The sequence below is a fragment of the Arcobacter sp. F2176 genome, from assembly GCF_004116465.1.
Taxonomy (GTDB): domain Bacteria; phylum Campylobacterota; class Campylobacteria; order Campylobacterales; family Arcobacteraceae; genus Arcobacter; species Arcobacter siniprincipis.
The window spans coordinates 235484-260233 of the sequence record NZ_PDJV01000001.1; the positions used below are offsets into that span (position 1 = coordinate 235484).

Sequence of the window (24750 nt, forward strand, 5' to 3'; positions counted from 1 at the left end):
TATGTATAGTGGTAGTTTATTTGAAAGATTATCTTCTAATTTTAATCCTAATGATTATGACAATGAAGATGAAGCGATATATGCATCAATAGCTAATAATTTATCAAAAATATTTTCAACAAATGCTGGAAGCTCAGAAATATCAAAAGATTATGGGCGTCCAGATTTAAACAATATTGATTTTAGTATGAATGATTCTATTGAAATTATTGAGAAAAGTTCAGAATTGTGTATAAAAAAGTATGAACCTAGACTTTATAAAGCAAAAGTTGCCGTATCAAAGCAAAAACTAATTTTAAATGAAATGAATATCTATATAGAAGGTCATGTATTTATTAACGGAAAAAGTAAAAAAATCAATTACAGAGCAGATTTATTAAAAAATGGAAAAGTGAAGATATATAAAGATGGCATTTAACGATTATTATAAAGAAGAATTAATAAAACTTAGAAATGATGGTGCAGAATTTTCCAAAAAAAATCCTGGACTATCAACTTATCTTTCAAAAGAAGGGCAAGACCCTGATGTAGAAAGGTTATTAGAAGGGTTTTCATTTTTAACAGGAAGATTAAAACAAAATTTAAATGAAGAATTACCGGAAGTTGCACATACTTTAGTTCAATTGCTTTGGCCAAATTATGTAAAGCCAATACCTTCATATTCTATTATCCAATATGACGCCATAAAAGACTCAACTGAAAATGTTCAAATTAAAAAAAATACTGAAGTTTTAAGTAAACTTAATTCAAGTAAAACCCAATGTAAATTTAGAACTATATATGATATTGATGTGATGCCATTTATGTTAAAAAATATTAATTATTTTATTCATGGCAAAAAAAGTACATTAGAATTAAATATGAATATGACTGCATCAGGAACTTTAAAAGATTTAATTTTTAAAGATTTAAGAATTTATTTAAGTGGTTCTAAGTTTATTGCACAAAATTTATATTTATTTTTAACAAAATTTATCGAAAGAATAGAAATATCAATAAATAATGTGGATAATAAATCTATTTATAATATCAATATAGATAATAATTCAATTGTACCTGTTAGTTTTGATTTAAAGAATAATATGACACCTTATTCTTCAAATTTATTTGATGGTTATATTCTGTTGCAGGAATATTTTTCATATAAAGATAAATTTCTTTTTTTAGATTTTAGAAATCTTTCACAAATAGAGAATATTCCAACCGAAATACTTGAAAATAGCAAAAATTTTACAATAAAAATTGAATTTAAAGAATCACTTTCTAGATCAGAGATACCAGATAAAAGTAACTTCTCTTTGTATTGTACTCCAATTATAAATTTATTTGAAACAGATTCTATACCTATTCGAAAAAATGAAGAAATAGAAGAGTTTTTAGTTGTACCTTCAGATTTAAATAAAGATGCATGTGAAGTCTTTTCTATACAAAATGTAAGAGGATGGATTAGTAATAAAAAAACTTACCAAGACTACTTACCTTTTGAATCATTTGAACATATAGATGAAGAAAATGAATACTATTCATCAAGAGTAAAATTAACTTCTGATGGAAAAAGAACAAATACATATCTTCGTTTTTCAACAGCACAAGGAAGAGAAAACAGTTTTTTAACTAGTAACTCTACAATTTCAGTAAAAATATTATGTACAAATTTAAATATACCATCTTCTCTTTTGTTAGGAGATATTTGTGTTCCAAGTGCTTCTTCATCAAATAGTTTGGCTTTTAAAAATATAACCATACCGACAATAAGTTATCCTCCTCCAATAAAGGGAGATTTTTTATGGAAAATTATTTCAAATATGTCATTAAATTATTTATCTCTAAAAGATATTAAAGCACTTAGAACGATACTTGAAACACATGACTTTTTTGGTGCATTTGATGTAAAACAAAAAGATAAAACAAATATGATTTTAAAAGGAATTGAGTCTATTTCTTTTGATACTGCAGAACTTATAAATAAAGGATTACCAATAAGGGGAATGAATATAAATCTTATTATTGAACCAAGTAATTTTTCATGTATAGGGGAAGCATATTTATTCTGTTGTGTATTAAATGAATTTTTTTCATTATATGGAAATATAAATTCATTTCATAGATTAACAGTTAATATGAAAAATGAATATTTGATTGAGTGGGTACCTAGAATGGGTAGCTTAACACTAATTTAAAGGTTATTTATGAGAATTGATGAAATAAATTATAATATAAAACCTTCTACTTTTAAATACACTTTACCTCAAGCAATAAGAATTTGTTATGGATATTTAAAAATAATTTACAAAAATAAGAATTCTGATGATTTATATGACAATCATATAGTTTTTAAATCAAATCATAGTTTATCTTTTCAAAGATCAGAATTATCAAATATTGAATTTATAGAAACAAAAGAAAAAATATATGTAGAAATCACATTAAACTTTTTAGGAATATTTGGAAGTGCATCTCCTCTTCCTGTTCATTATAGTGAATTAGTATTAGAAAGTTTTGATTCAGATAGAGTTTTATATGATTTTTTAAACTTATTCAATCACAATTTGCAAAAATTCATTTATCCAATTTGGGAAAAACATAGATACTATGTTCAATACAAAAAAGGACTAAAAGATAGATTTTCAAAATATATTTTGTCTTTTCTAGGCTTGTATGGACATCTTGAAAACTCATCTTCTTTAAACTTAGAAAAATTAATACCTTATATGGGTATTTTAATAATGAAACACAAATCTGCAGGAACATTAAAATCAATACTAAGACACTATTTATCTCATAATGAAATTGAAATTATTCAATGTATACCTGCAAACTATAATATACCTTCATTTCAATATTCTTCACTAGGAGAAAAAAACATATCTCTTGGAAGTGACTTTCTAATAGGGGAATCAATTCTAAGCAAAAATATTAAATTTAGAATACTTTTGGAAAATGTCACTTCTGAAGATTTAATAAAATTTAGTATCAAAGGGGATAAATTAACTCAGATAAATGATTTAATATCTTTTTCTCTCAATGAACCACTTGAACACGAAATTTGTTTGAAAATAAAAAAAGAAAATAAGGTTAAATTTTTACTGAATAAAAAACAAAATAGATACTTAGGTATAAATACTTGGTTAGGAATATCTGATTATGATGAAGAAATTATAATGGCACAAGAAGGATAATAATGAAAATTGAATTAAATGAAATAATAAACGCACTAGATGTTCAAACAAAGTTTTATATAGAAAGTTCTGCACAAAGATGTATAGAAAGAAGTGGAAATGAAATATTAATAGAAGATATTCTATATACAATGTTAGAAAAAGAGGATAGTCTTTTCAATAAACTATTAGAACATTATGAGATAGATGTGCAAGAAATGCATAATCAATTACAAAAAAGTTCAAAAACAACAAATACAGAAAGTAAAAACCCTATCTTTTCTACTATGTTAGTACAATGGTTAGAAGAGGCATTTTATACTTCTAAAATGTCATTAGCTTTAAATAAAATAACAGAATCATCTTTAATTCTATCATTATTTGATAACTCTGTAAAGTATTCAAATACTTCATATTTTAAACTTATTAAAAATATAAATACTAATGAATTAAAAGAATTAATTTTAGGATTAAATGAAAAGAAAAGAAAAAATACCACTAAACAAAAAATTGAAACAAATGAATTAGATAAATACACAACAAATCTAACTAAACTAGCAAAAGAAGGGAAAATTGACCCTGTTTTATGTAGAGATGATGAGATAAAACAAGCAGTTGATATCTTATTAAGACGAAGAAAAAACAATCCTATTTTAGTAGGAGAAGCAGGTGTTGGGAAAACGGCAGTAGTTGAAGGGTTAGCTTTAAAAATCATAAATAAAGAAGTTCCCAATTATTTATACGAAGCACAAATTTTATCTTTAGATTTAGGAGCTTTACAAGCAGGAGCAAGTGTAAAAGGTGAATTTGAAAGAAGATTACAAGCTGTAATAAAAGAAATACAATCAAGTACTCAAAATATTATACTATTTATTGATGAAGCACATACACTTATAGGTGCAGGTGGAAATGAGGGAGGAGGCGATGCAGCAAATTTACTAAAGCCTGCTTTAGCAAGAGGTGAGTTAAAAACAATTGCGGCAACAACTTGGCTTGAATATAGAAAATATTTCGAGAAAGATCCAGCATTATCAAGAAGATTTCAAAAGATAAACCTGCTTGAACCAAGTGTAGAACAAGCAATTACAATATTAAGAGGTCTTTCAAAAAAATATGAAGATGTTCATAATGTCTATATAGAAGATGATGCTTTAAGATCTGCTGCGATTCTTTCTGCTAGATATATCACAGGGAGACAATTACCAGATAAGGCAATCGATGTTTTAGATACTGCTTGCGCTAATGTAAAAATAAGTAAAACAAATATACCTCATACATTACAAAAAATCAATACAGAGATTATAGAAAAACAAAGGGAAATTGATTTTCTAAAAAGAGATCATGAAAATGAAATTAAAGATTACCAATCAGTTATTTTAATACTTCAAGAAGATTTAAAAGAATTAGAAAGAGAGCGTGAAGTTATAACAAATTTATGGAATGAACAAAAATTATTATTAAACAAAATATACGAAACAAAAGATAAAGAAGAGTTAAGTCTTTTAAATATCAAATTAAATCAATTGCAAAAAGAATATTCATATATTTATAAAAATGTTACAAAAGAACAAGTAGCTGAAGTTATTGCTTCATGGACAGGGATACCTTTAGGAAATATGGTTCAAGAACAAATAAAGAATATTATGAAACTTGAAGATAATATGAAAGAGAGAATAATAGGTCAAAATGAAGCAATATCTTATTTAACTACATTCTTACAAATATCAATGGCAGGATTAAAAAAAGAGGATGCTCCAAATGGAGTGTTTTTGTTAGTTGGACCAAGTGGTGTAGGTAAAACTGAAACTGCAAGAGCAATTGCTGATTTAATGTATGGTGGCGAGCGCTTTATCACTACTATAAATATGACAGAATTCCAAGAAAAGCATACTGTTTCAAGGTTAATTGGTTCACCTCCTGGTTATGTTGGATATGGAGATGGAGGCCAATTAACAGATCCCGTTAGAATTAAACCATATTCTGTTGTATTATTAGATGAAATTGAAAAAGCACATCCTGATATCTTAAATCTTTTTTATCAAATATTTGATAAAGGAGTGGCAAATGATGGAGAGGGTAGAGTAATAGATTTTAAAAATACAACTATTATAATGACTTCAAATTTAGCAACAGAAAAAATAACTGAGTTATGCGTAAATACACCTAATTTAACTATGGATTTTTTAACAAAAGAAATTGCACCAACTCTTTCTTCTTATTTACAACCCGCCTTATTAGGAAGAATGAATGTAATTCCATATTTTAATTTAAAAGATGAATCTTTATTAAAAATTGCAAATCTAAAATTGGATGTAGTAAAAAAGCAATTAATGAAAAAAAACATCTCATTACAAATAGATAATAAACTTTTAGAGTACATTGTTACCCTAAGTAATGCAGTAGATACTGGTGCGAGAAATATTGATTTAATAATTAATATCAATATTATGCCAAAGTTATCAAAATATATTTTAAATTGCATAGTTAACAATATACCTATTGATAAATTAAGTGTGTCAATTAATTTAGACAATGAAATATTAATATCTCATGAATAAAAAGGATACAAAGTGATAAAAAAAAGTTTAATTATTTTAAATATTATAATCGTATTAATGGCAAGTGGTTGTGCTTCTTTTAAAGAAACATATAAACCTCTATATCAAGTAAAACCAGAAACAGAAACAATTGATGGATTTTAATAAATGAAACTTACTTTTGACATAATAAAAAGTGGAAGAGATATTCCAAGTAGAAATAACTATCATTTTGATAAAGATGATGTGATTATAGGTCGTTCAAGTGAATCTGATTGGCAATTACCAGATAGACAGAATTATATTTCAAGTAAGCATATAATTATAAAATATATTGATGGTTCTTACTTTATTCAAGATGAAAGTACAAATGGCACATATCTAAAAGAGCCTTATAGAAAGCTGCCAAGAAACAAGCAAATAAAAATCAATCCTAATGATATTTTTATCGTAGGTGAATATGAAATTCAAGCTAGATTTATTGATAATGATTATTCAAAAAAAGATATTTTGCAATCAAACTATAATAACTCCTCTTCTAGTAAATCCATGGGAACAATTATTCCTGACGATTTTGAAATAATTGAAGATATGAATAGTTCTTTTGTTAAAGAAGATTCTAAAATAGAAATAAATGATAGTCTTTTTAATATATTTGATCAAGAAAATAAGCATAATTCAGAAGTAATTTATGATTTTGAAAAAGAAGAAGTTTTATTTACTATTGATGAAGAAGATAGTGTAACTAGAAATCCGATGCAAGAGCACATTATTGTTCCTTCTTTTAACAAAAAAGAAGAGCAAAAAGAAAATAAAATTGTAGAAGATACTATTCAAGATCATAAAAAAAATAATAATATTATGAAAGAAGATAAAAGTTTAAAATTTTTGGAAGAAAAATTAGGTATTAAGCTCTCTTCTTTAAGTGATATTGAACAAAAAAGAATACTAAATGAAATAGCTAATATCGTCACCTTTTCCCTAGATGGATTAAAAAATTCATTAAAATTAGTTGATAAAGTAAAAAATGATTTAAATATTGAAGATTCTTTTTCACATCAAAATTCTAATAATCCCGTTTTATTAGGGCAGTTTGCATTAAATACAGATAATAAAATAAGTTTATCAGATGCTGTTAAAAAATCATTTAAACAACTGGATAATCATAACATTGCACTACATATGTCAAGTAAAAACCTTGTAAATATTACATTAAATAAATTTAACCCAAAAAGCTTAGAACATCATTTTAACAAGCAAGGTGAAATAAATTCAATTCTACCTAAAAAGCCTCAATTATGGGATTCATATGAAAGAATGTTTGACAAATTAACTAATAATTCTACTCTTGGCATAGATTTAATTTCTGAAGATTTTTCTAAAGAGTACAACAAAATTGTTTATACAATTAAATTAACATCAATTTAAAAGGAAAAAAATGAATATTAAATTTAGTATATTTATGTTAATAAGTTTTATTATACTTATTACAGGGTGTGCCTCTAAACCTACTCATTTAGAGTTAGTAATAAAATCTGCAAAAGATTTAAATCCAGATATTGATACTGTCTCTTCTCCTCTTATGTTAACTTTTTACGAACTAGAGAGTGCTGAGAAGTTCTTAAAATATGATTTTTGGAGGATAGTAGATGATTCTGGTAAAAATCTTGAACCTGAATTGATTTCACAATCAAAACAAATCATTATTCCTTTACAAGAACAAACTTACAATATAGTTTTTGATAATAGAGCAAAATTTTTAGGAATTATTGCAAAATTTAGAAATATTGATGGAAATAATTGGAGACAAGTAATCAATTTAGAAAAAGACTCTTACAATTTTTCTGAGTTTGAAATAAAAAAATTTACTATAAAGAGAGTTGAATAATGCAAAATAATGTTGTATGGAAAGAGGGATTATTTATTAGACCCCAACATTTTCAACAAAGTGATAGATACTATAATAATGAGATAATAACAAGAACGTTGAATGCAAGACCTAATAATTGGGGTTTTTATAATTTAGAAATTGATGAACATTTACTCAATACAGGGAAAATTGTTATAAAAAGAGCATCAGGAATAATGCCAGATGGTACACTTTTTAATATAGACCCAAAAGTTAATAGTCTGATTTTAAATATTGAAAAGATAGACAGTGGAAAAAATGTTTACTTAGCTTTGCCAATATTTATTGACAGAAGCGATACTGTGCATTTTGAAGACCAAAAGAATTTATCTACTCGACTAAAAGCTGTAAATAGTTCAAATATACCAAATACCAATGCAGGTGAGAATAGTAGTTGTGATATTTTAACAGCAGAATTAAATTTCAAACTTTTATTAGAAGATGAATTAAATGAAAATTATACATTTTTAATAATAACAAAAGTAGGTTCTGTTTCTACAAGCAATATTGTTTCTTTGGATACAAATTTTACTCCTACATTTTTGCATTTAGATTCTGCATCAGTGTTATCATCAAAAATAAAAGAAATAATATCTATGATTTCATATAGAATTAAAAAGTTATCTGAAAAAATTAGTGATTCTTCTTTACAAGCAACTGAACTCTCTAATTATTTGATGCTTCAACTATTAAATAAATCAGAAAATAAGTTTCATTTTTTAATTTCACAAAATAAAGTTCATCCTGATATTTTATTTTATGAATTAAGTAATTTAGTAGCTGAACTAGCTGTTTTTATGAAAAAAGAAAAAAGAATCATCAATCACATTACTTATCTTCATTTAGAACAAAATGAATCCTTTGATAAAATAATTGCAGAACTTAAAGATATGCTTACTTTAGTTCTTGATGAAAATAGTATTTCTTTACCTATTGAAAAAAGAAAATTTGGTATTTATATATCTGCTTTAAAAGATAAAAAAATTATTCAAGATTCAACATTTATTTTTTCTGTTTCGACAAGTATACCTTCTAATAAAATCAAAGAAATACTAGTTGCAAGTCTTAAATTAGGGACAATTGAAACAATAAAAAACCTTGTAAATTTTCATTTAATTGGATTTAAGATCAAGCCTCTTTCTACACCACCAAAAGAGATTCCATATAGAGTAAATTTACTTTATTTTAAAATCGAATTAACTCAAGAAAATAGAGATGAATTAATGAAATCTGCTGGTTTTGCTTTTCATTTAGGTTCTGAAATACCAGATATAAGTTATTCACTATGGGCAATAAAAAACAACAATTAAAGGTTTAATGAATATTTATGAATAATAAAAGAATATTAATATAAAATAATCAAAATAGAAATTTTTCTAATAATTTGACTTCAAATCAAAGAAAAACTATCAATAGGGATAATATAAACAATTATCAAAGTAGGTTTAAAAGATCAAAACAATCAAAATTTAAGAATTATGAAATAAGTTTTAATCCATTTATTACAGCAGCAATGCCAATCTTCAAATTAGTCTTTGAAATTAAAGAAGATATAGAAGATGCAAGTATAAATGATATAAGAGAAGAGTTTATAGACAAAGTAAATACTTATACAGAAACTGCTTCTTCTCTTGACATAGATGAAAATGAAATATTAGTAATTCGTTATGTTCTTTGTTCTTTTGTCGATGAATTTATGAATTCACATTTTTTAAGTAAAGATTATAATTGGTCAAATAATAGTTTGCTAAGTATATTTCATAATGAGACTTATGGTGGAGAAAATTTCTTTCATCTATTAAATAGATTTTTAAAAACTCCTGCAAAATATATTCATATCCTTGAATTATTATATGCTTGTCTTGCTTTAGGATTTGAGGGTAAATATAGAGTAATAAAAAGAGGAGAAGTTGAATTAAACAATATAAAAGATAGTCTGTTTAAACAAATCAAAATTGTACAAGGTAGAGATCCCTTCACTTTTTATAGTAAACAAACACCGGCACAAGAGAGCTATAAATTATTTAATAAAATCCCTTATTCAACGCTATTTTTTAGCGTGTCATTATTGTTATTAATCATTTATTCTGGATTAACTTTTAGTTTAGCTAGTCAAAATAATGAATTTATTGATTTAATTAATAATAAAACAACTATAGAAATAGATGATTTATATGCAGGAGATAAAAAATGAAAAAACCTTTTTATAAAAATATTATATTTTGGATAATATTTGTTTCATTTATTATTTCTTTATTAATTATATTTCTATTCCCTTATTTATTTGATTCTTTTAAAGAATTAAATTTTAGATTATTACTCTCTTTTAGTCTATTTTTTGGCACAATAATAGCAATATTACTCTATATTGTGTTTAAAAAAGAAGAAACTCAAGAAATATTAAAAGAAAGAGCGGAACAAAAAGAACTAGAGAATGAATACAAAAAAATTATTTCAGAGAAAGTCAAAGATTTAAAAACAAAATTTAAAGATGCAGTAAGAATAATCAAAAAATCTTCTCTTTATAAAAATAGAAGCAAAATTAATTATGAGTTACCTTGGTATCTTGTAATAGGCGATAAAGCAGAAGGAAAATCAACATTATTAGAATCTTCAGGATTAAACTTTCCTTTAAATGTAAATTTTGAAAAAAGAATAGCAATAGAAGAGACAACTACAAAATCTTTTCAATGGTATTTTTCTGAAAAATCTGTTTTTGTAGATATTCCAGGAAATTATATTGAATTAAATGAGAATCCAGAAGATAAAATTATTTGGAAAGAATTTTTAAAATTATTTACAAAAAAAAGATGGAGAAGACCAATCAATGGAATCATCTTAACAATTAGTGTTGATAGATTATTAAAAAATGAAAAAGAACTAGAAAAATATGCGAAAGACTTAAGAGACAGATTTGATGAGTTATCCGTATCATTTATGTCTAGTATCCCTATTTATTTGATGATAACAAAGCTAGATAAAATAGAAGGATTTAGTGAATATTTTATTAATTTATCAGAAAATGAAAAAGATGAAATATTAGGAGTTACATTTGATGAAAATAAAAAAAATATTGATTCAAATATTTCAAAAATTGAACTTGAAAGTCTACTAAAAAAACTAAATAGTTCAGTATTAGAAAAGATGCATTTTGAATGGGAAAAAGAAAATAGATCTAAAGTATTTTTATTTACAGAATATTTATCTGACTTATTTAATAAAACAAACCTTTTTGTTGATATTTGTTTCTCACAAACAAGATATAGAAAACCGTTACTTTTAAGAGGTATTTATTACACAAGTACTCCGTGTAGTGATAATCATCAACAATTAGTTTCAATTGATAATTTAGAATATGCAAGAGATAAAAAAGGTCTATTTATTAGAAAAGTCTTAAGTGATATTATTTTCCCTGAATCAGAAACAATAAAAATGGATGATAACTATCGAAAAAAAGTAAAAAAGAATCAAACTATTGCGTTGATAGTTTCATTTGTATTTACAGCATTTGTTAGTACTTTTTATATTAATGATTTCCTCAATCAAAATAACAGTTTAAGAAAGATGGAAAAAACCTTTGAAGTATATAAAGTCGCTAAAAATAAATTTCTACCTTCAGATAAAGTTGATGATATTTTAATTTTATTAAATAATATAGAAAGAATTAGAAAATATAATGATATTCAAGATAAAAATTTTTGGAATTTGTTATTTAATAAATCAGAAGAGAGACATGATGAACTAACAAAAATTTATTATAATGATCTATTAACTTTTTTACTACCAAGAATAGCTACAGTTATGGAACAAAATATTTCAAAAGACTTAAATGATTTTGATTCAACTTGGGATAATACAAAAGCATATGTAATGCTTGAAAATAAACAACATCGAAATAGTAAGTTCTTATCTAAATATATGGCAGAAGAGTGGAGTAAACGATACCCTTATAACACTAAAGTACAAAGTGAATTAAACTATCACTTCTCACAATTATTAGATTTTGGGTTTCGTCCTTATTCTCTAAATGTAGATATATTAAAAGTAGCAAGAGATAGACTTACAAAAATAGGCTCAGAGAGGTTAACGTATAAAGAATTAATTTTAAAATCAAAAGAGATGAAACTAGAACCTTTTAAATTTTCTTCTGTTATGTTAAATAATATAAATGAATTCAAAAAAAATGACTATGAAATACCTGGTTTTTATACAAAAAATGGGTTTAATATTTTGATGAAAGAGGGTATGTCTCTGACAAAAAACATATTATTAAATAATTGGGTTATAGGTAAAAAAACAAATCTTAGTCCTATTGAGATTAGTAAACACTACCAAAAAGTTTTAGGTTTGTATTTTTTAGATTATAAAGAATACTGGCTAAATGCACTTAGTAATCTTGCTATTCCTATTAAGACTAATACCTCAAGTTTAAATGCCCAATTAGCTGTATTTTCATCTTCAGATTCACCAGTATTATCTGTATTAAAAGCTTTAAAAGAAAATACTGATATTTACACTCCAAGTGAAATTATAAAAATGAAATCGAGTAAAAGTAATGTTTCTAACCAAATTATAAATGCAACTGTTAGTGGTCAAATTGGAAAAACTATTGCAAAAGAAGCACTAACTGACATTGAAAATGAAGTAGACAATAAAAGTATAGAAAGCTTGAGAAACTTTTTCAAAGATTATACAGCCTTAATAAATAAGGAAAATTCACCTAATGCTATTTTACAAAATTCAATTAATAAATTAAGTAATATTTATCAATTGATGTCGTCAATTTATAGTAGTATAAATCCAGATTTTGATGCTTATAAAATAATAAATAATAGGATAAATGGAAATACTACCTCTTTTACAAATGATTTAAATAAACTACCTTTATATGTTAAAAATTGGTATTTACAATTACTTCGTTCAAATTGGGATAATATTTTAAGATATGGCAAAAACTACATCGAAAAAAGATTTAAAGAGGATGTCTATTCTTTCTATAAAAATAACTTAATAAATAAATATCCAATAGATAGGAAAAGCTCTACTTATGTAAGATTAGATGACTTTAGTGAATTCTTTAAACCAAAAGGAATTCTTGATTCATTTTATAATGATTATATTTCAAATATGGTTTCTATTAATTCTCAATTTAATAGTTATTCACCTAAAGTCTTAGATGGAAGTATCATGAATTTCAATAAAAGTTTCATGATTGGATTATTAAAATCGCTTAAAATAAGAAATCTATTTTTTACAAACTCAGGTATTCTAAAAATAGAAGGGAATATTAAACCTTATGTTTTAGCTTCTAATTTAGCCACTATGGACTTCTTTTACGATGATGACTCTATTATTTATGAACATGGACCAATAAAAACTACTAAAATTGTTTGGCCACCAAAATCATCAAATTATATTGTGAAGTTTGATTTATTTGATTTATCAAATAATTCTGTTGTTGAACACTATTTAGATAATGAATGGGCTTTATTTAAAATAATAGATACATTTAGAATTTCAAGAAATCTAAATAATTCAATAATATTGAAATATTCAAATAAAAAATTCACAGGTTCATATTATTTAAGTGGAGATTTAAGTAATATATTTGGTACAAGCAATTTATTGTCTAACTTTAATTTAAGTGAAAAACTATAATGGGTTTTAAAAGTTATTGCTTTACTCACCCTGGACACTTGAGAACATTAAACGAAGATTCTTTTTATATAAATGATGAAAAAAAACTTTGGGTTGTATGTGATGGAATGGGAGGACATGAAGAAGGAAATTTTGCAAGTCACTTAATAACTGATATTTTTGAGTACTTTCCCTTAGAAGGCAGTTTTGAAAATAAAATTGAGATGATAAACAAACAGATAAAAATTATTCATAATTTATTAGAAAATAAAGTAGAAAAAATGGGTGGAAATATAACTATTGGTTCAACTTTAATGTTATTACATATTGAAGATGATAAAGGTGTTTGTATTCATATGGGAGATACTAGATGTTATTGTTTACAAAATGGCACTTTAAGAACTATTACTAAAGATCATGCTATTCAAATAAATGATTTTTATGGATCAAGAAGATATTTAACATCTGCACTTTCTGCTCCTGGAAATTTGATTATTGAAACTACCAGATTTACTGTTTATAAAGAAGATGTTTTTTTAATTTGTACTGATGGATTATATGATTATATTTCAAATAAAATTATAAAAGAAGCAATGTCTCAAGAGAATAAAGAAGAGGCTTTGTTCAAGCTAAAACAAAGTGTTTTAATAACTTCTGCAGAAGATAATATTACAGTAACAATAATTGAGAATATATGAAAAGTACATTCAAGAAAAACTTAACATATATAAAGAAAGAAAAAATATTTATATTAAATAATAGATATATAATAGAAGAAGAGATAGGAAGAGGGGGATTAAGTATTGTGTATAAATCATTAGATTTATACAATGAATACTTTAATATAAAAAGTAATATTGCAATAAAAATGCCTACAAAAGAGTTATTATCAAAAAATCATATAGAAGACTTTGTATTTTCTGAATATTTATTCTTAAAAGAGATTGACAATGAAAATATTGTAAAAGTATTAGATTTTGGAATTGATAAAAAGTCTAATATCCCATATTTAGTCCTAGAGTACCTCGAAGGAAAACTATTAAGTCAAATAACAATACCTGATTTAAGTAAAAAATTTAAAATAAATCTATTCTTAGATTTATTTACTTCTTTATTATATATTCATAAAAAAGGAATAATTCATGCGGATATTAATCCTTCAAATATAATAATTAATGAAAATCAAAAATCAAAAATTTTTGATTTTGGAATATCTCAATATCTTGATGCAACAGATAAAATTCAGCTTGATTATAAACAATTTAAAGGTTTTAGTCCTCAATATTGTGCACCTGAAATTTTAAATGGAGATAAACCTTCTTTTGAATCTGACATTTTTTCTTTTGCGGTTATGATGTATGAACTTTTCACACTTAGATTACCTTATTCAAAAAACTCATTAGAATTAATAAATCATAAATTTACAAATAAAGAACTTCTTGGAATTCCATTTTTTTTAAGATTTTGGTTTAAAAAAGCACTAAATAGTAATCCACAAAAAAGAAATAATAATAAATTTATTTATTATTTAGCAAAAAACAAATTCTTAAGTGATTTTTTAATTATTATTTAATTATCTTTTAGATATTATTTTGTGCATTTAAAATAATAAGGAAAAAAAATGAACAACCCAATATTTATTTCGATTGAAGGCAGTACTCAAGGATTAATTACCGAAGGTACATTCACACCAGAGTCTGTTGGAAACTCTTATCAAAAAGGCCATGAAAATGAAGCTTTGTTAAAAGGTTTTTCTCATAATATCAGAATCCCAAGAGATCCACAGTCTGGTCAACCATCTGGACAAAGAGTACATGAACCAGTTGTTATCACTAAATTAATTGATAAATCTTCACCTCTTTTATACAATGCACTAACGAAGGGTGAAACACTTACAAATGTTGAATTAAAATGGTACAGAACAAGTTATGCAGGTAAACCTGAACATTACTTAAGTATTGTACTTGAAGATGCTGTAATTGTTGATATGCATACTTCTCTTGATACTGAAGAAGGTCTAGCAAAGACTCAAGTTGCTCCTTTAGAAACAGTTTCATTTGCGTATAGAAAAATCACATGGAGACATGAGATTGCAAGTACTTCTGGAGAAGATGATTGGAGAATTGGAGTAGGATTAAACGCTTAATCTTATTTTCTACTAATAGTGACATATAAGTTACTTTTATATGTCACTATTTATATTTAGTTTATTCTAAAAAGATTAATACTTATTAATTATTTTAGAGTAAATTCTAACAAAAAGAGAATCAATGTCAAAAGAGATAATAAGAAATAATGTAGAAGAGATAGAAGAGGCAATAAAAAGTGGATTAAACTTAAAAGAGCTACGAAAAGAAGTAAAACAAGATATAAGTGCAAGGATAAAACTATTAAATTATAAACCAAACGCTACAGTTGGTATTATAGATGGAAGTTTTAATGTCTATAGACTTTTAGGTTCTAGTAGTGTTAATAATCCTTATTCTTTTACTATTACTTTTGTTAGTGATGATTTTATCAATATTGAGGATATTGTTGATACAGATATTGAGTTAAATCTTAAAGATAATATTAATCCTTTAATTAAAAAAACAATATATGGTAAAATATTTAAAGCAAGTGAAGATTCTATTGTTGCTAAGAAACATCTTTATATTATAGAAGTTGTATCTCCTATGTATTATCTTAGTTTAAATAATAAATACGAGATATTTCACAATAAAAAAACATCTGATATTATTGTTGAGATAATAAATAGATATAACCAATTATTAAATCTAAAAATAGATGTTAAACTAGACCTAATAAAAGCTCCAACTAAAGAGTATACAACTCAATATAATCAAAGTGATTTAGAGTTTATTCAAATGCTTTGTGAGAAGGAGGGTTATAGTTTAATTCTTGATTACTCTTCTAATGATCCATATACTATAACTCTTTGTGAGTTAAATGAGCATGCTATTGTAAATACTTATTCTTCTACTTGTAGTTTTAATCATAGTAAAGAGTTTAAATCTACAAACTATATACAAGATTTTTATGATAAAGATAAACCAAGTTTACAATATAAAATCCAAACAGGTTCTAGTATAACTTCTAGTGTTGAAGACAATGAAAGTACTAGACAGTTAAGAATGGATATAAAAAGAGAAAAATTTAGAGATAAACTAAATATATTAGATGAGTCTTATTATAAAGACCTAAATAGATATAGTAAAATAGACTCTCAAAGGGAGTATGTAAAGTCAAATATCATAAAAGGAACTTCTGAGGAGTTAAATATAAATGATTCTTTATGTATAACCTTAGAAGATGAAAAGGCAAATAAGCATATTGATTCTATTATTTTAGAAGTAAAATATGAAGGCTTCTTTCCAAATGCTTTAGATGAGTATAAACAAAACATAGATGAGACTAAAAAGCATCAACTTCAATATGAAGTTGAATTTACAGCCATTCCAAAAGATATAATATATAAACCACCATATAAAATAAAAAAGCCTAATATAAACTCAATACAAACAGCAATAGTATCTAATGGTAATTCTAATACAAAAGATTATAGCAATACAATAGATGTAGATGAACTAGGTAGAATAAAAGTATTGTTTCACTTTGAGAGTAATCAAATAACTTCTTGTTACTTAAGATTGTCAAATATGTTTAGTGGTGATGGATATGGTTCTCAATTTCTTCCAAGAGTTAACTCTGAAGTAATAGTAAGCTTTATAAATGGAGATCCAGATTTACCAATTATTATAGGAACTTTACATAATGGAGAAAATAAGAATCCATATAACCTTCCAAAAGAGAAAACAAAATCTTTTATAAAAACCCATTCTATTCCACAATATGAAGACAAAATAGGGTACAACGAAATAGCATTTGAAGATAAAAGAGGAAATGAGAATCTATCTTTAAGAGCACAAAAGGATATGAATACCCTTGTACTTAATGATGAGTTTAAACATATACAAAATAATTCAAAAACAATAATAGATAATGATAAAGAAGAAACTGTAGAAGCTAATTCTATTTTAACTGTAAATAAAGACTATACACAAAATATAAAAGAAAACCAGATAAATACTGTAGAGAAAGAAAAGATTACTACTGTTAAAGAAGATTATGAAATTCATGGTTTGAAAGATATTAATACTATTGTTAAAAATGATATGAAAACTATTATTGAAAGAGATATGATAACAAGAGTAAAAGGAACATCAACAGAATACATAGAAAAAGATGTAAAGAAAAAATACTTAGAAAATCTATTTACTCAAGTAGGCAAAGACTATAGACTTGATGTTCAAAATAACTATCATCTTAAAAGTAATAATATAAAATTAAACGCAGATATTATAGAACTAATAGCAGAGACAGGAGTTACTTTAAGATGTGGAGGAAATGTTCTAACTGTAAATCAAGGTGGAATACACTTAAAATCAGGGAATATAGATACAACCTCAAGCAATGGTGGAGTAAATGCACAAGATGTTGCAAAACCACTTATCCCAAAACCATTATATGAAAAGATAAGAGTAGTGTCATTAGATGTTGATGTCTCAAAACAATCAGCTATCGATGAAGTATTAACTTTCACAGCAACAGTAGAAAAATATGAAAATGATGATTGGAGCCAAACTACAGATCTAAATGAAACCCAATTAGCACAACTTCAATGGTACTTCATAAAAAACAATGATGAAAGTGATACAGATATAATAACAGATAATCCAACAAATGATAATATGACAATAAATGGTCTTACAATGACGGTAAATGTAGAAGAAGATAATATCCAAAAATGTGGACATGCCCATTGTTATGTTGTAAATAGTGAAGAAGAAGGGTATGCAATAAGTGAACTTAAAAGATATTTAGAAGTTGAGGATATAGTAAGTTCTCATATATCAAAAGAAGAGGGTGAATGTATTGCTGTATTAAATATAGAAGAACCAAGATCTGAAGAGTTAGCACAAATAAGATGGACAGTTGAAGGAAGAGAAGAATCAAAATATGATGGGAAAGAAACCATTGTCCATAACTTAAAAGAAGAAAAAGTACATGAAATTAACTTTTTAGCATATATTGATGGTAGACCTGAAGATGGTGCAAATGCAAGATTAACTTTTGATGAAAGAAAAAATCAAAAAGTAAAAAATAATACAAAAACAAATAAACAGGAAAAATAGTATGCAAAATATAATAAAAACCCTACTAATAATATGTATAACAACAGTAGTATTAAATGCACAAGAATTAAAAAAAAGCAAATATGATATAACTCAATGTATAAAAATAGAATATAAAAAAGAAGATATAAAAAAATATAAGAAACTAATACAAGAGGGTGAACTACAAGGATATAGTTGTGCAGGTATATACTATGCAAGGCAAGGTGACTTTGATGAAGCAATAAACTACTTTAATGAAGGAAAAGAAAAAGGAAGTATAGAATCATACGCACAATTAGGAAGCTTATATTCTAGCTTTTTACATGATGATAAAAAAGCAGTAGAGAATTATAAAGTAGCAGCAAATGCTGGACATGGAAAATCAGCACATAATTTAGGTGTATATTATTATAGAAACCTTAAATATGATAAAGCATATAAGTGGTTTATGAAATCATATGAAACAGGAGATATGAACTCACTAATTTCTATTGGATTGATGTATGAAGACCAAAAGAAATATGATGAAGAAATAGATACTTTTAAAAAAGTTGGTAAATTGGGTGAACCAGAGGGATATCGTAGTTTAGGGATTTTCTTTATAAAAAATAAAGATAGAAGAAATGATAAAGAAGGAATAAAATATTTAAAAAAATGTTATGAAATGGGATATGGGCTATGTGCAGCAGGACTTGGTACATATTATGAAGAATATAAAAAAGATTACAAAAAAGCAATTTATTGGTATAAAAAAGGATTTGAACTTAAAAATGAAGAGTCAACTTCAAGATTGGGACTTTTATATTCAGATATATTAAAAGATTATAAAAAAGCAATTTATTGGTATAAAAAAGGATTTAATGAACTTAATTGTATAGATTGTGCATTAAGTTTAGGAATAATCTATAAAAATAATATAAAAGATTATAATAAATCAATTTATTGGTATAAAAAAGGCATAAAACTAGGAGATGCAAGGGCTATCCAAAATCTTGGGTTTTTATATGAAACAAAATTAAATAATAGAGAAAAAGCAATTTATTGGTATAAAAAGGCATTAAACACAGAAGTAAAATCTATGGCAAAAAGAAGACTAAAAAAACTAGGAGTATCATATGAGTAATGATATAACTAAAGGAAATGCATTTCATAAAGTAGGTGAAGTAATACACTTAAATGAATATTGTACCAAAGAGAATGAAGCAATAGAAGAAGATATAAAAATAAGAATAGCTTATATGGTTATATCAAATAAAGATATAGAAGAGTTAATAAATTCAAATGATGATAAGCAAATAATCTTAGATAAAGCAGTAGAAGAATATAAACCTTACTTGATAAAAGCTGTAGAAAAAGAGAGTATTAAAAATAATAAACCCTTGATTTTTGATGATTTACGTGGTGTAAATGAAGAGATAATTGATAAAAAGTTGGTAAAACTTTGTACTACACAATTATATAACTCAAAATCTTATGGAAGTGTATTAAAAGCAAAAAAATATCATCATGCATATAAAAAAGTACTAAATAAAGATTTTAAAATAAATGATGAAAAGAAAAGTACTTCTGCTTTGACTTTTACTAAAGATACTTGTAATGAGATTATAAAACAAGAAGTAAATGAAACATCAAAAAAATCAAATGAAGATGAACAAGCATATATAGTCCTATCTATGCCATATGTTTATAATATAAAAGATGATTCTAAAACAAAAGAGTTAAAACTAATATCTTACGAAGATAAAATAATAGCATCATTTATGCCTGAACTAATAGTTGAATATGGAATATTTTTTGATGGTACAATGAATAATATATATAATATAGATTTTTATAAAAACTTTGTAGAGTTTTTGAAAGAGCCTGCAAAAGATATAGAAAATGAAATAAATGAAAATGATGAATTTGGTAAACCAAAAGCAAAAACATTAGATAAAAAAACAATTCAATACCACATTCTATTAACTGATAACCCAAAGTTTACAGATAAAATAAAAAAAATAATTATAAATCAAATGAACAACGCTTCAAAAGAATTAAGATATTTTGATAGTAAATTAGTTCTTAAATTAGATCATGATGAAATTATAACTACTAAAAAAGCAGAAAAAGATTCAAAAAAAGTATTTGATTATTTACTTGATGTAAAAAATAGTAAAAAAGATGCAAAAGAAAAAACTATTTCTGATTATATAATAAAAGAAATACTTCCAGATGATGACGAAGATAGCAGTTTTACAAATGGAAAAACAAATGTTAGTAGATTATATGAAATATATGATGGTGATGATGTAAAGAAAAATGTAGATGCTCTTCCAAATACAAGATTTAAACTTTATGAAAGTGGTTCTGGTACATTTAACCCTTTTATACAAAAAGATTATGAAGATGATTCTGTAATAGGATTAGGTTTTGGAATGGGAGTAAGTGGTGTTATTGGACATTGTATATTTGCTTGTGTAAAAATAGAAGAACAATTAAGAAGTTCATCGATTTCTCATATAGATGAACTTGTATTGGATGTTTTTAGCTTTTCACGAGGTTCTACAAGTGCAAGGTATTTTATTTGTTCAATATTAAATAATGCAGAATTAATCAAATGTGTAAAAAGAGACTATACTGTAAAAATGAAAGACAATAAGGATATCTTTTCTGCTTTGTATGGAGATAAAGGTTATATAGTAATTTCTGATAATGTATTTTTCAATCCACTAAGAACAGATATAAAATATATATATAGAAATAAAAGAAGAGTAGAAAATCCATATTACAATATGAAGAAAATAATTATTGATTCTTTATCTTTTAGATTTGTAGGGATTTATGACACTGTAACACACTATGGACTTAAGCAATCAAATGATTTTGAAGATTTAAATATCAACTTTTTTGAAAATGAAAATAACACAAAAGTAGGTCATATAGTTCATCTAATGGCAGATGATGAATTTAGATATAACTTTGAAGCATACTCTATTTTTACAGATATAAATAAGCATTATTATAAAGATAGTAAAGAAAAAAGAAAAGATGGTGGTGCAAAACTTGAAGAGTTTTATCTTCCTGGTGCTCATGCAGATGTGGGAGGAGGGTATAATGAAAAAGCGGAAACTAGATATTTAGGTAAGTTTTTTGTTGAAGATAGAAAACTACCTAAAGAATTAAAAAATAAAATAATAAAATGGAATGAAAAATATAATTGGATAGAAAATAAAATCAATAAAATCAATGAAATAAAATCAAGTGATGAAATTAAAAAATTAAAAAAAGAAGGTTTTTATTATTGTATAAAAAAAGAATACAGTCTTGAAGTAAAAGAAGATATTTTTGGAAATAAAACTAATTGGCTTGATTATTTATACCTTTATATGTATAAGCCAAAAGTATCAAATAAATATGAACATGTAACAATGAAAATAATGTATGACAAAGCTATATATGTGGATTCAAAAACTCAAGAAAAGAAAAAAGATGAATTTGAGATGGTTCCTCTTGGAAGTTTTAAACCTTACATGTTTAATAAAGAAAATGATACCTTAACCAAAGAAGATGTTGATACATTAACTAACGCATATAAGTGTTTAAAAAAACATGAAGTTTTAAAAATATCAAATAAAGAAGCTTATAAAAAGTTAAAAGACAAATATATCCATCATTCTGCACAAAAAGGCAATTTTGTAAATGATGCATCATATAAAGACAATGATAAAACTGATTTCTATGGCAAAAGAGTTATCTATAGTGCCACTGGTACACAGTTTGTAAGAGTATAGGAAAAGTACATGTCAAAAGAGATAATAAGAAATAATGTAGAAGAGATAGAAGAGGCAATAAAAAGTGGATTAAACTTAAAAGAGCTACGAAAAGAAGTAAAACAAGATATAAGTGCAAGGATAAAACTATTAAATTATAAACCAAACGCTACAGTTGGTATTATAGATGGAAGTTTTAATGTCTATAGACTTTTAGGTTCTAGTAGTGTTAATAATCCTTATTCTTTTACTATTACTTTTGTTAGTGATGATTTTATCAATATTGAGGATATTGTTGATACAGATATTGAGTTAAATCTTAAAGATAATATTAATCCTTTAATTAAAAAAACAATATATGGTAAAATATTTAAAGCAAGTGAAGATTCTATTGTTGCTAAGAAACATCTTTATATTATAGAAGTTGTATCTCCTATGTATTATCTTAGTTTAAATAATAAATACGAGATATTTCACAATAAAAAAACATCTGATATTATTGTTGAGATAATAAATAGATATAACCAATTATTAAATCTAAAAATAGATGTTAAACTAGACCTAATAAAAGCTCCAACTAAAGAGTATACAACTCAATATAATCAAAGTGATTTAGAGTTTATTCAAATGCTTTGTGAGAAGGAGGGTTATAGTTTAATTCTTGATTACTCTTCTAATGATCCATATACTATAACTCTTTGTGAGTTAAATGAGCATGCTATTGTAAATACTTATTCTTCTACTTGTAGTTTTAATCATAGTAAAGAGTTTAAATCTACAAACTATATACAAGATTTTTATGATAAAGATAAACCAAGTTTACAATATAAAATCCAAACAGGTTCTAGTATAACTTCTAGTGTTGAAGACAATGAAAGTACTAGACAGTTAAGAATGGATATAAAAAGAGAAAAATTTAGAGATAAACTAAATATATTAGATGAGTCTTATTATAAAGACCTAAATAGATATAGTAAAATAGACTCTCAAAGGGAGTATGTAAAGTCAAATATCATAAAAGGAACTTCTGAGGAGTTAAATATAAATGATTCTTTATGTATAACCTTAGAAGATGAAAAGGCAAATAAGCATATTGATTCTATTATTTTAGAAGTAAAATATGAAGGCTTCTTTCCAAATGCTTTAGATGAGTATAAACAAAACATAGATGAGACTAAAAAGCATCAACTTCAATATGAAGTTGAATTTACAGCCATTCCAAAAGATATAATATATAAACCACCATATAAAATAAAAAAGCCTAATATAAACTCAATACAAACAGCAATAGTATCTAATGGTAATTCTAATACAAAAGATTATAGCAATACAATAGATGTAGATGAACTAGGTAGAATAAAAGTATTGTTTCACTTTGAGAGTAATCAAATAACTTCTTGTTACTTAAGATTGTCAAATATGTTTAGTGGTGATGGATATGGTTCTCAATTTCTTCCAAGAGTTAACTCTGAAGTAATAGTAAGCTTTATAAATGGAGATCCAGATTTACCAATTATTATAGGAACTTTACATAATGGAGAAAATAAGAATCCATATAACCTTCCAAAAGAGAAAACAAAATCTTTTATAAAAACCCATTCTATTCCACAATATGAAGACAAAATAGGGTACAACGAAATAGCATTTGAAGATAAAAGAGGAAATGAGAATCTATCTTTAAGAGCACAAAAGGATATGAATACCCTTGTACTTAATGATGAGTTTAAACATATACAAAATAATTCAAAAACAATAATAGATAATGATAAAGAAGAAACTGTAGAAGCTAATTCTATTTTAACTGTAAATAAAGACTATACACAAAATATAAAAGAAAACCAGATAAATACTGTAGAGAAAGAAAAGATTACTACTGTTAAAGAAGATTATGAAATTCATGGTTTGAAAGATATTAATACAATAGTAAAAAGAGATGAAAAAACATATATAGAAGAGGACTTATCTTTATCAATAAGAAATATACTCTTAAAATATATAGAAAAAGATGCAAGTGATAAATACCTAGAAAACCTTTTTATCCAAGTAGCAAATGAGATGGGAGTAGATATAAAAGATAGCTTTCATCTAGATACCACAAATGCTTTGTATGAAGCTTCAAATGAGATAACACTAGAAGCAAAAACAGGTATAAGCCTAAGATGTGGAGGAAATGTAGCTACAATAGATAGTTCAGGAATATTCTTTCATACTCCTAATTATGTTAAGAATTCTACTGATAACGGGGTTGATGGAAATATAGTTGGTAAAGAAGGAGATGTTATAAATATACGAATCAATAATATTAATAATGAATTTATAACTAAAAAGATTGCAAAAGATATTGTTCTAAATGCAGATACAAGTTTAAAAGAGGGGACTAGTGTAGAAACAACTATTTTTATTTTAGATAATAATGAAAAAGAGTTAATAAAAGAAACAAAAAATACAACTGTTAAAAACTCTAAAATATCTCAGGAGTATGATATTGATAAATTGATAGAACAATACAATATTTCTATTGAGGATATATATGAAATAGAAGGTGAAATGCAATGGTAAATATTTTTGATGAAAAAGGCT

At 25.1% G+C, this 24750-nt stretch carries 17 protein-coding genes; all 17 read left to right on the forward strand.

Annotated features, from left to right (window positions below; all coding sequences use genetic code 11):
- Position 1: 1 nt before the first annotated feature.
- The 17 genes from tssE (at position 2) to CRU95_RS01160 (ending at position 24729) form a co-directional block, all read left to right on the forward strand.
- On the forward strand, positions 2–418 hold the full coding sequence (gene tssE, locus CRU95_RS01085; RefSeq protein ID WP_129099301.1) for a type VI secretion system baseplate subunit TssE: 417 nt from the start codon (positions 2–4) through the stop codon (positions 416–418).
- Positions 408–2180: a type VI secretion system baseplate subunit TssF gene (gene tssF / locus CRU95_RS01090; RefSeq protein ID WP_129099302.1), complete on the forward strand. Its 1773-nt coding sequence runs from the start codon at positions 408–410 to the stop codon at positions 2178–2180. Before tssE ends, tssF begins: the two co-directional genes overlap by 11 nt.
- A 9-nt stretch (positions 2181–2189) precedes the next feature.
- Positions 2190–3179 (forward strand): type VI secretion system baseplate subunit TssG, encoded by a 990-nt coding sequence (gene tssG / locus CRU95_RS01095; protein ID WP_129099303.1) that lies wholly within the window; start codon positions 2190–2192, stop codon positions 3177–3179.
- Positions 3180–3181: 2 nt separating this feature from the next.
- Positions 3182–5716 carry a type VI secretion system ATPase TssH gene (tssH, locus tag CRU95_RS01100; RefSeq protein WP_129099304.1) on the forward strand — a complete coding sequence of 845 codons (2535 nt, stop codon included), beginning with the start codon at positions 3182–3184 and terminating at the stop codon, positions 5714–5716.
- A gap of 12 nt (positions 5717–5728) precedes the next feature.
- Positions 5729–5860 (forward strand): hypothetical protein, encoded by a 132-nt coding sequence (locus CRU95_RS16755; RefSeq protein ID WP_258238581.1) that lies wholly within the window; start codon positions 5729–5731, stop codon positions 5858–5860.
- A 3-nt stretch (positions 5861–5863) separates the two neighbouring features.
- Positions 5864–7123 carry a type VI secretion system-associated FHA domain protein TagH gene (gene tagH / locus CRU95_RS01105; RefSeq protein ID WP_129099305.1) on the forward strand — a complete coding sequence of 420 codons (1260 nt, stop codon included), beginning with the start codon at positions 5864–5866 and terminating at the stop codon, positions 7121–7123.
- A 10-nt stretch (positions 7124–7133) separates the two neighbouring features.
- The gene (gene tssJ / locus CRU95_RS01110; protein WP_129099306.1) at positions 7134–7583 is read left to right on the forward strand and encodes a type VI secretion system lipoprotein TssJ; all 450 of its coding nucleotides are present in this window, start codon (positions 7134–7136) and stop codon (positions 7581–7583) included.
- On the forward strand, positions 7583–8914 hold the full coding sequence (gene tssK / locus CRU95_RS01115; protein ID WP_129099307.1) for a type VI secretion system baseplate subunit TssK: 1332 nt from the start codon (positions 7583–7585) through the stop codon (positions 8912–8914). The genes tssJ and tssK overlap by 1 nt, the downstream gene beginning before the upstream one ends.
- Before the next feature lie 74 nt (positions 8915–8988).
- A complete protein-coding gene (icmH, locus tag CRU95_RS01120) occupies positions 8989–9798 on the forward strand; it encodes a type IVB secretion system protein IcmH/DotU (RefSeq protein WP_129099308.1) in 810 nt (269 codons plus the stop codon).
- A complete protein-coding gene (gene tssM, locus CRU95_RS01125) occupies positions 9795–13262 on the forward strand; it encodes a type VI secretion system membrane subunit TssM (protein ID WP_129099309.1) in 3468 nt (1155 codons plus the stop codon). Before icmH ends, tssM begins: the two co-directional genes overlap by 4 nt.
- Positions 13262–13939 carry a PP2C family serine/threonine-protein phosphatase gene (locus CRU95_RS01130; protein WP_129099310.1) on the forward strand — a complete coding sequence of 226 codons (678 nt, stop codon included), beginning with the start codon at positions 13262–13264 and terminating at the stop codon, positions 13937–13939. The genes tssM and CRU95_RS01130 overlap by 1 nt, the downstream gene beginning before the upstream one ends.
- Positions 13936–14814, forward strand: a complete 879-nt coding sequence (locus CRU95_RS01135; RefSeq protein ID WP_129099311.1) for a serine/threonine-protein kinase — start codon at positions 13936–13938, stop codon at positions 14812–14814. Before CRU95_RS01130 ends, CRU95_RS01135 begins: the two co-directional genes overlap by 4 nt.
- Before the next feature lie 48 nt (positions 14815–14862).
- Positions 14863–15387 (forward strand): Hcp family type VI secretion system effector, encoded by a 525-nt coding sequence (locus tag CRU95_RS01140; RefSeq protein ID WP_129099312.1) that lies wholly within the window; start codon positions 14863–14865, stop codon positions 15385–15387.
- 124 nt (positions 15388–15511) lie between these two features.
- Positions 15512–18436, forward strand: a complete 2925-nt coding sequence (locus tag CRU95_RS01145; protein WP_129099313.1) for a type VI secretion system Vgr family protein — start codon at positions 15512–15514, stop codon at positions 18434–18436.
- Between the two features lies 1 nt (position 18437).
- Entirely contained in the window at positions 18438–19541 is a 1104-nt protein-coding gene (locus CRU95_RS01150) for a tetratricopeptide repeat protein (RefSeq protein ID WP_129099314.1), read from the forward strand.
- Positions 19534–22191: a phospholipase effector Tle1 domain-containing protein gene (locus CRU95_RS01155; protein WP_129099315.1), complete on the forward strand. Its 2658-nt coding sequence runs from the start codon at positions 19534–19536 to the stop codon at positions 22189–22191. The genes CRU95_RS01150 and CRU95_RS01155 overlap by 8 nt, the downstream gene beginning before the upstream one ends.
- 9 nt (positions 22192–22200) lie before the next feature.
- Positions 22201–24729 (forward strand): type VI secretion system Vgr family protein, encoded by a 2529-nt coding sequence (locus CRU95_RS01160; protein WP_129099316.1) that lies wholly within the window; start codon positions 22201–22203, stop codon positions 24727–24729.
- Positions 24730–24750: the final 21 nt, after the last annotated feature.

Excerpts from the sequence above, each read along its gene's own strand:
- tssE (WP_129099301.1), top strand. The coding sequence starts at position 2 with ATGTATAGTGGTAGTTTATTTGAAAGATTATCTTCTAATTTTAATCCT.
- tssF (WP_129099302.1), top strand. The coding sequence starts at position 408 with ATGGCATTTAACGATTATTATAAAGAAGAATTAATAAAACTTAGAAAT.
- tssG (WP_129099303.1), top strand. The coding sequence starts at position 2,190 with ATGAGAATTGATGAAATAAATTATAATATAAAACCTTCTACTTTTAAA.
- tssH (WP_129099304.1), top strand. The coding sequence starts at position 3,182 with ATGAAAATTGAATTAAATGAAATAATAAACGCACTAGATGTTCAAACA.
- tagH (WP_129099305.1), top strand. The coding sequence starts at position 5,864 with ATGAAACTTACTTTTGACATAATAAAAAGTGGAAGAGATATTCCAAGT.
- tssJ (WP_129099306.1), top strand. The coding sequence starts at position 7,134 with ATGAATATTAAATTTAGTATATTTATGTTAATAAGTTTTATTATACTT.
- tssK (WP_129099307.1), top strand. The coding sequence starts at position 7,583 with ATGCAAAATAATGTTGTATGGAAAGAGGGATTATTTATTAGACCCCAA.
- tssM (WP_129099309.1), top strand. The coding sequence starts at position 9,795 with ATGAAAAAACCTTTTTATAAAAATATTATATTTTGGATAATATTTGTT.
- CRU95_RS01130 (WP_129099310.1), top strand. The coding sequence starts at position 13,262 with ATGGGTTTTAAAAGTTATTGCTTTACTCACCCTGGACACTTGAGAACA.
- CRU95_RS01135 (WP_129099311.1), top strand. The coding sequence starts at position 13,936 with ATGAAAAGTACATTCAAGAAAAACTTAACATATATAAAGAAAGAAAAA.
- CRU95_RS01140 (WP_129099312.1), top strand. The coding sequence starts at position 14,863 with ATGAACAACCCAATATTTATTTCGATTGAAGGCAGTACTCAAGGATTA.
- CRU95_RS01145 (WP_129099313.1), top strand. The coding sequence starts at position 15,512 with ATGTCAAAAGAGATAATAAGAAATAATGTAGAAGAGATAGAAGAGGCA.
- CRU95_RS01150 (WP_129099314.1), top strand. The coding sequence starts at position 18,438 with ATGCAAAATATAATAAAAACCCTACTAATAATATGTATAACAACAGTA.
- CRU95_RS01155 (WP_129099315.1), top strand. The coding sequence starts at position 19,534 with ATGAGTAATGATATAACTAAAGGAAATGCATTTCATAAAGTAGGTGAA.
- CRU95_RS01160 (WP_129099316.1), top strand. The coding sequence starts at position 22,201 with ATGTCAAAAGAGATAATAAGAAATAATGTAGAAGAGATAGAAGAGGCA.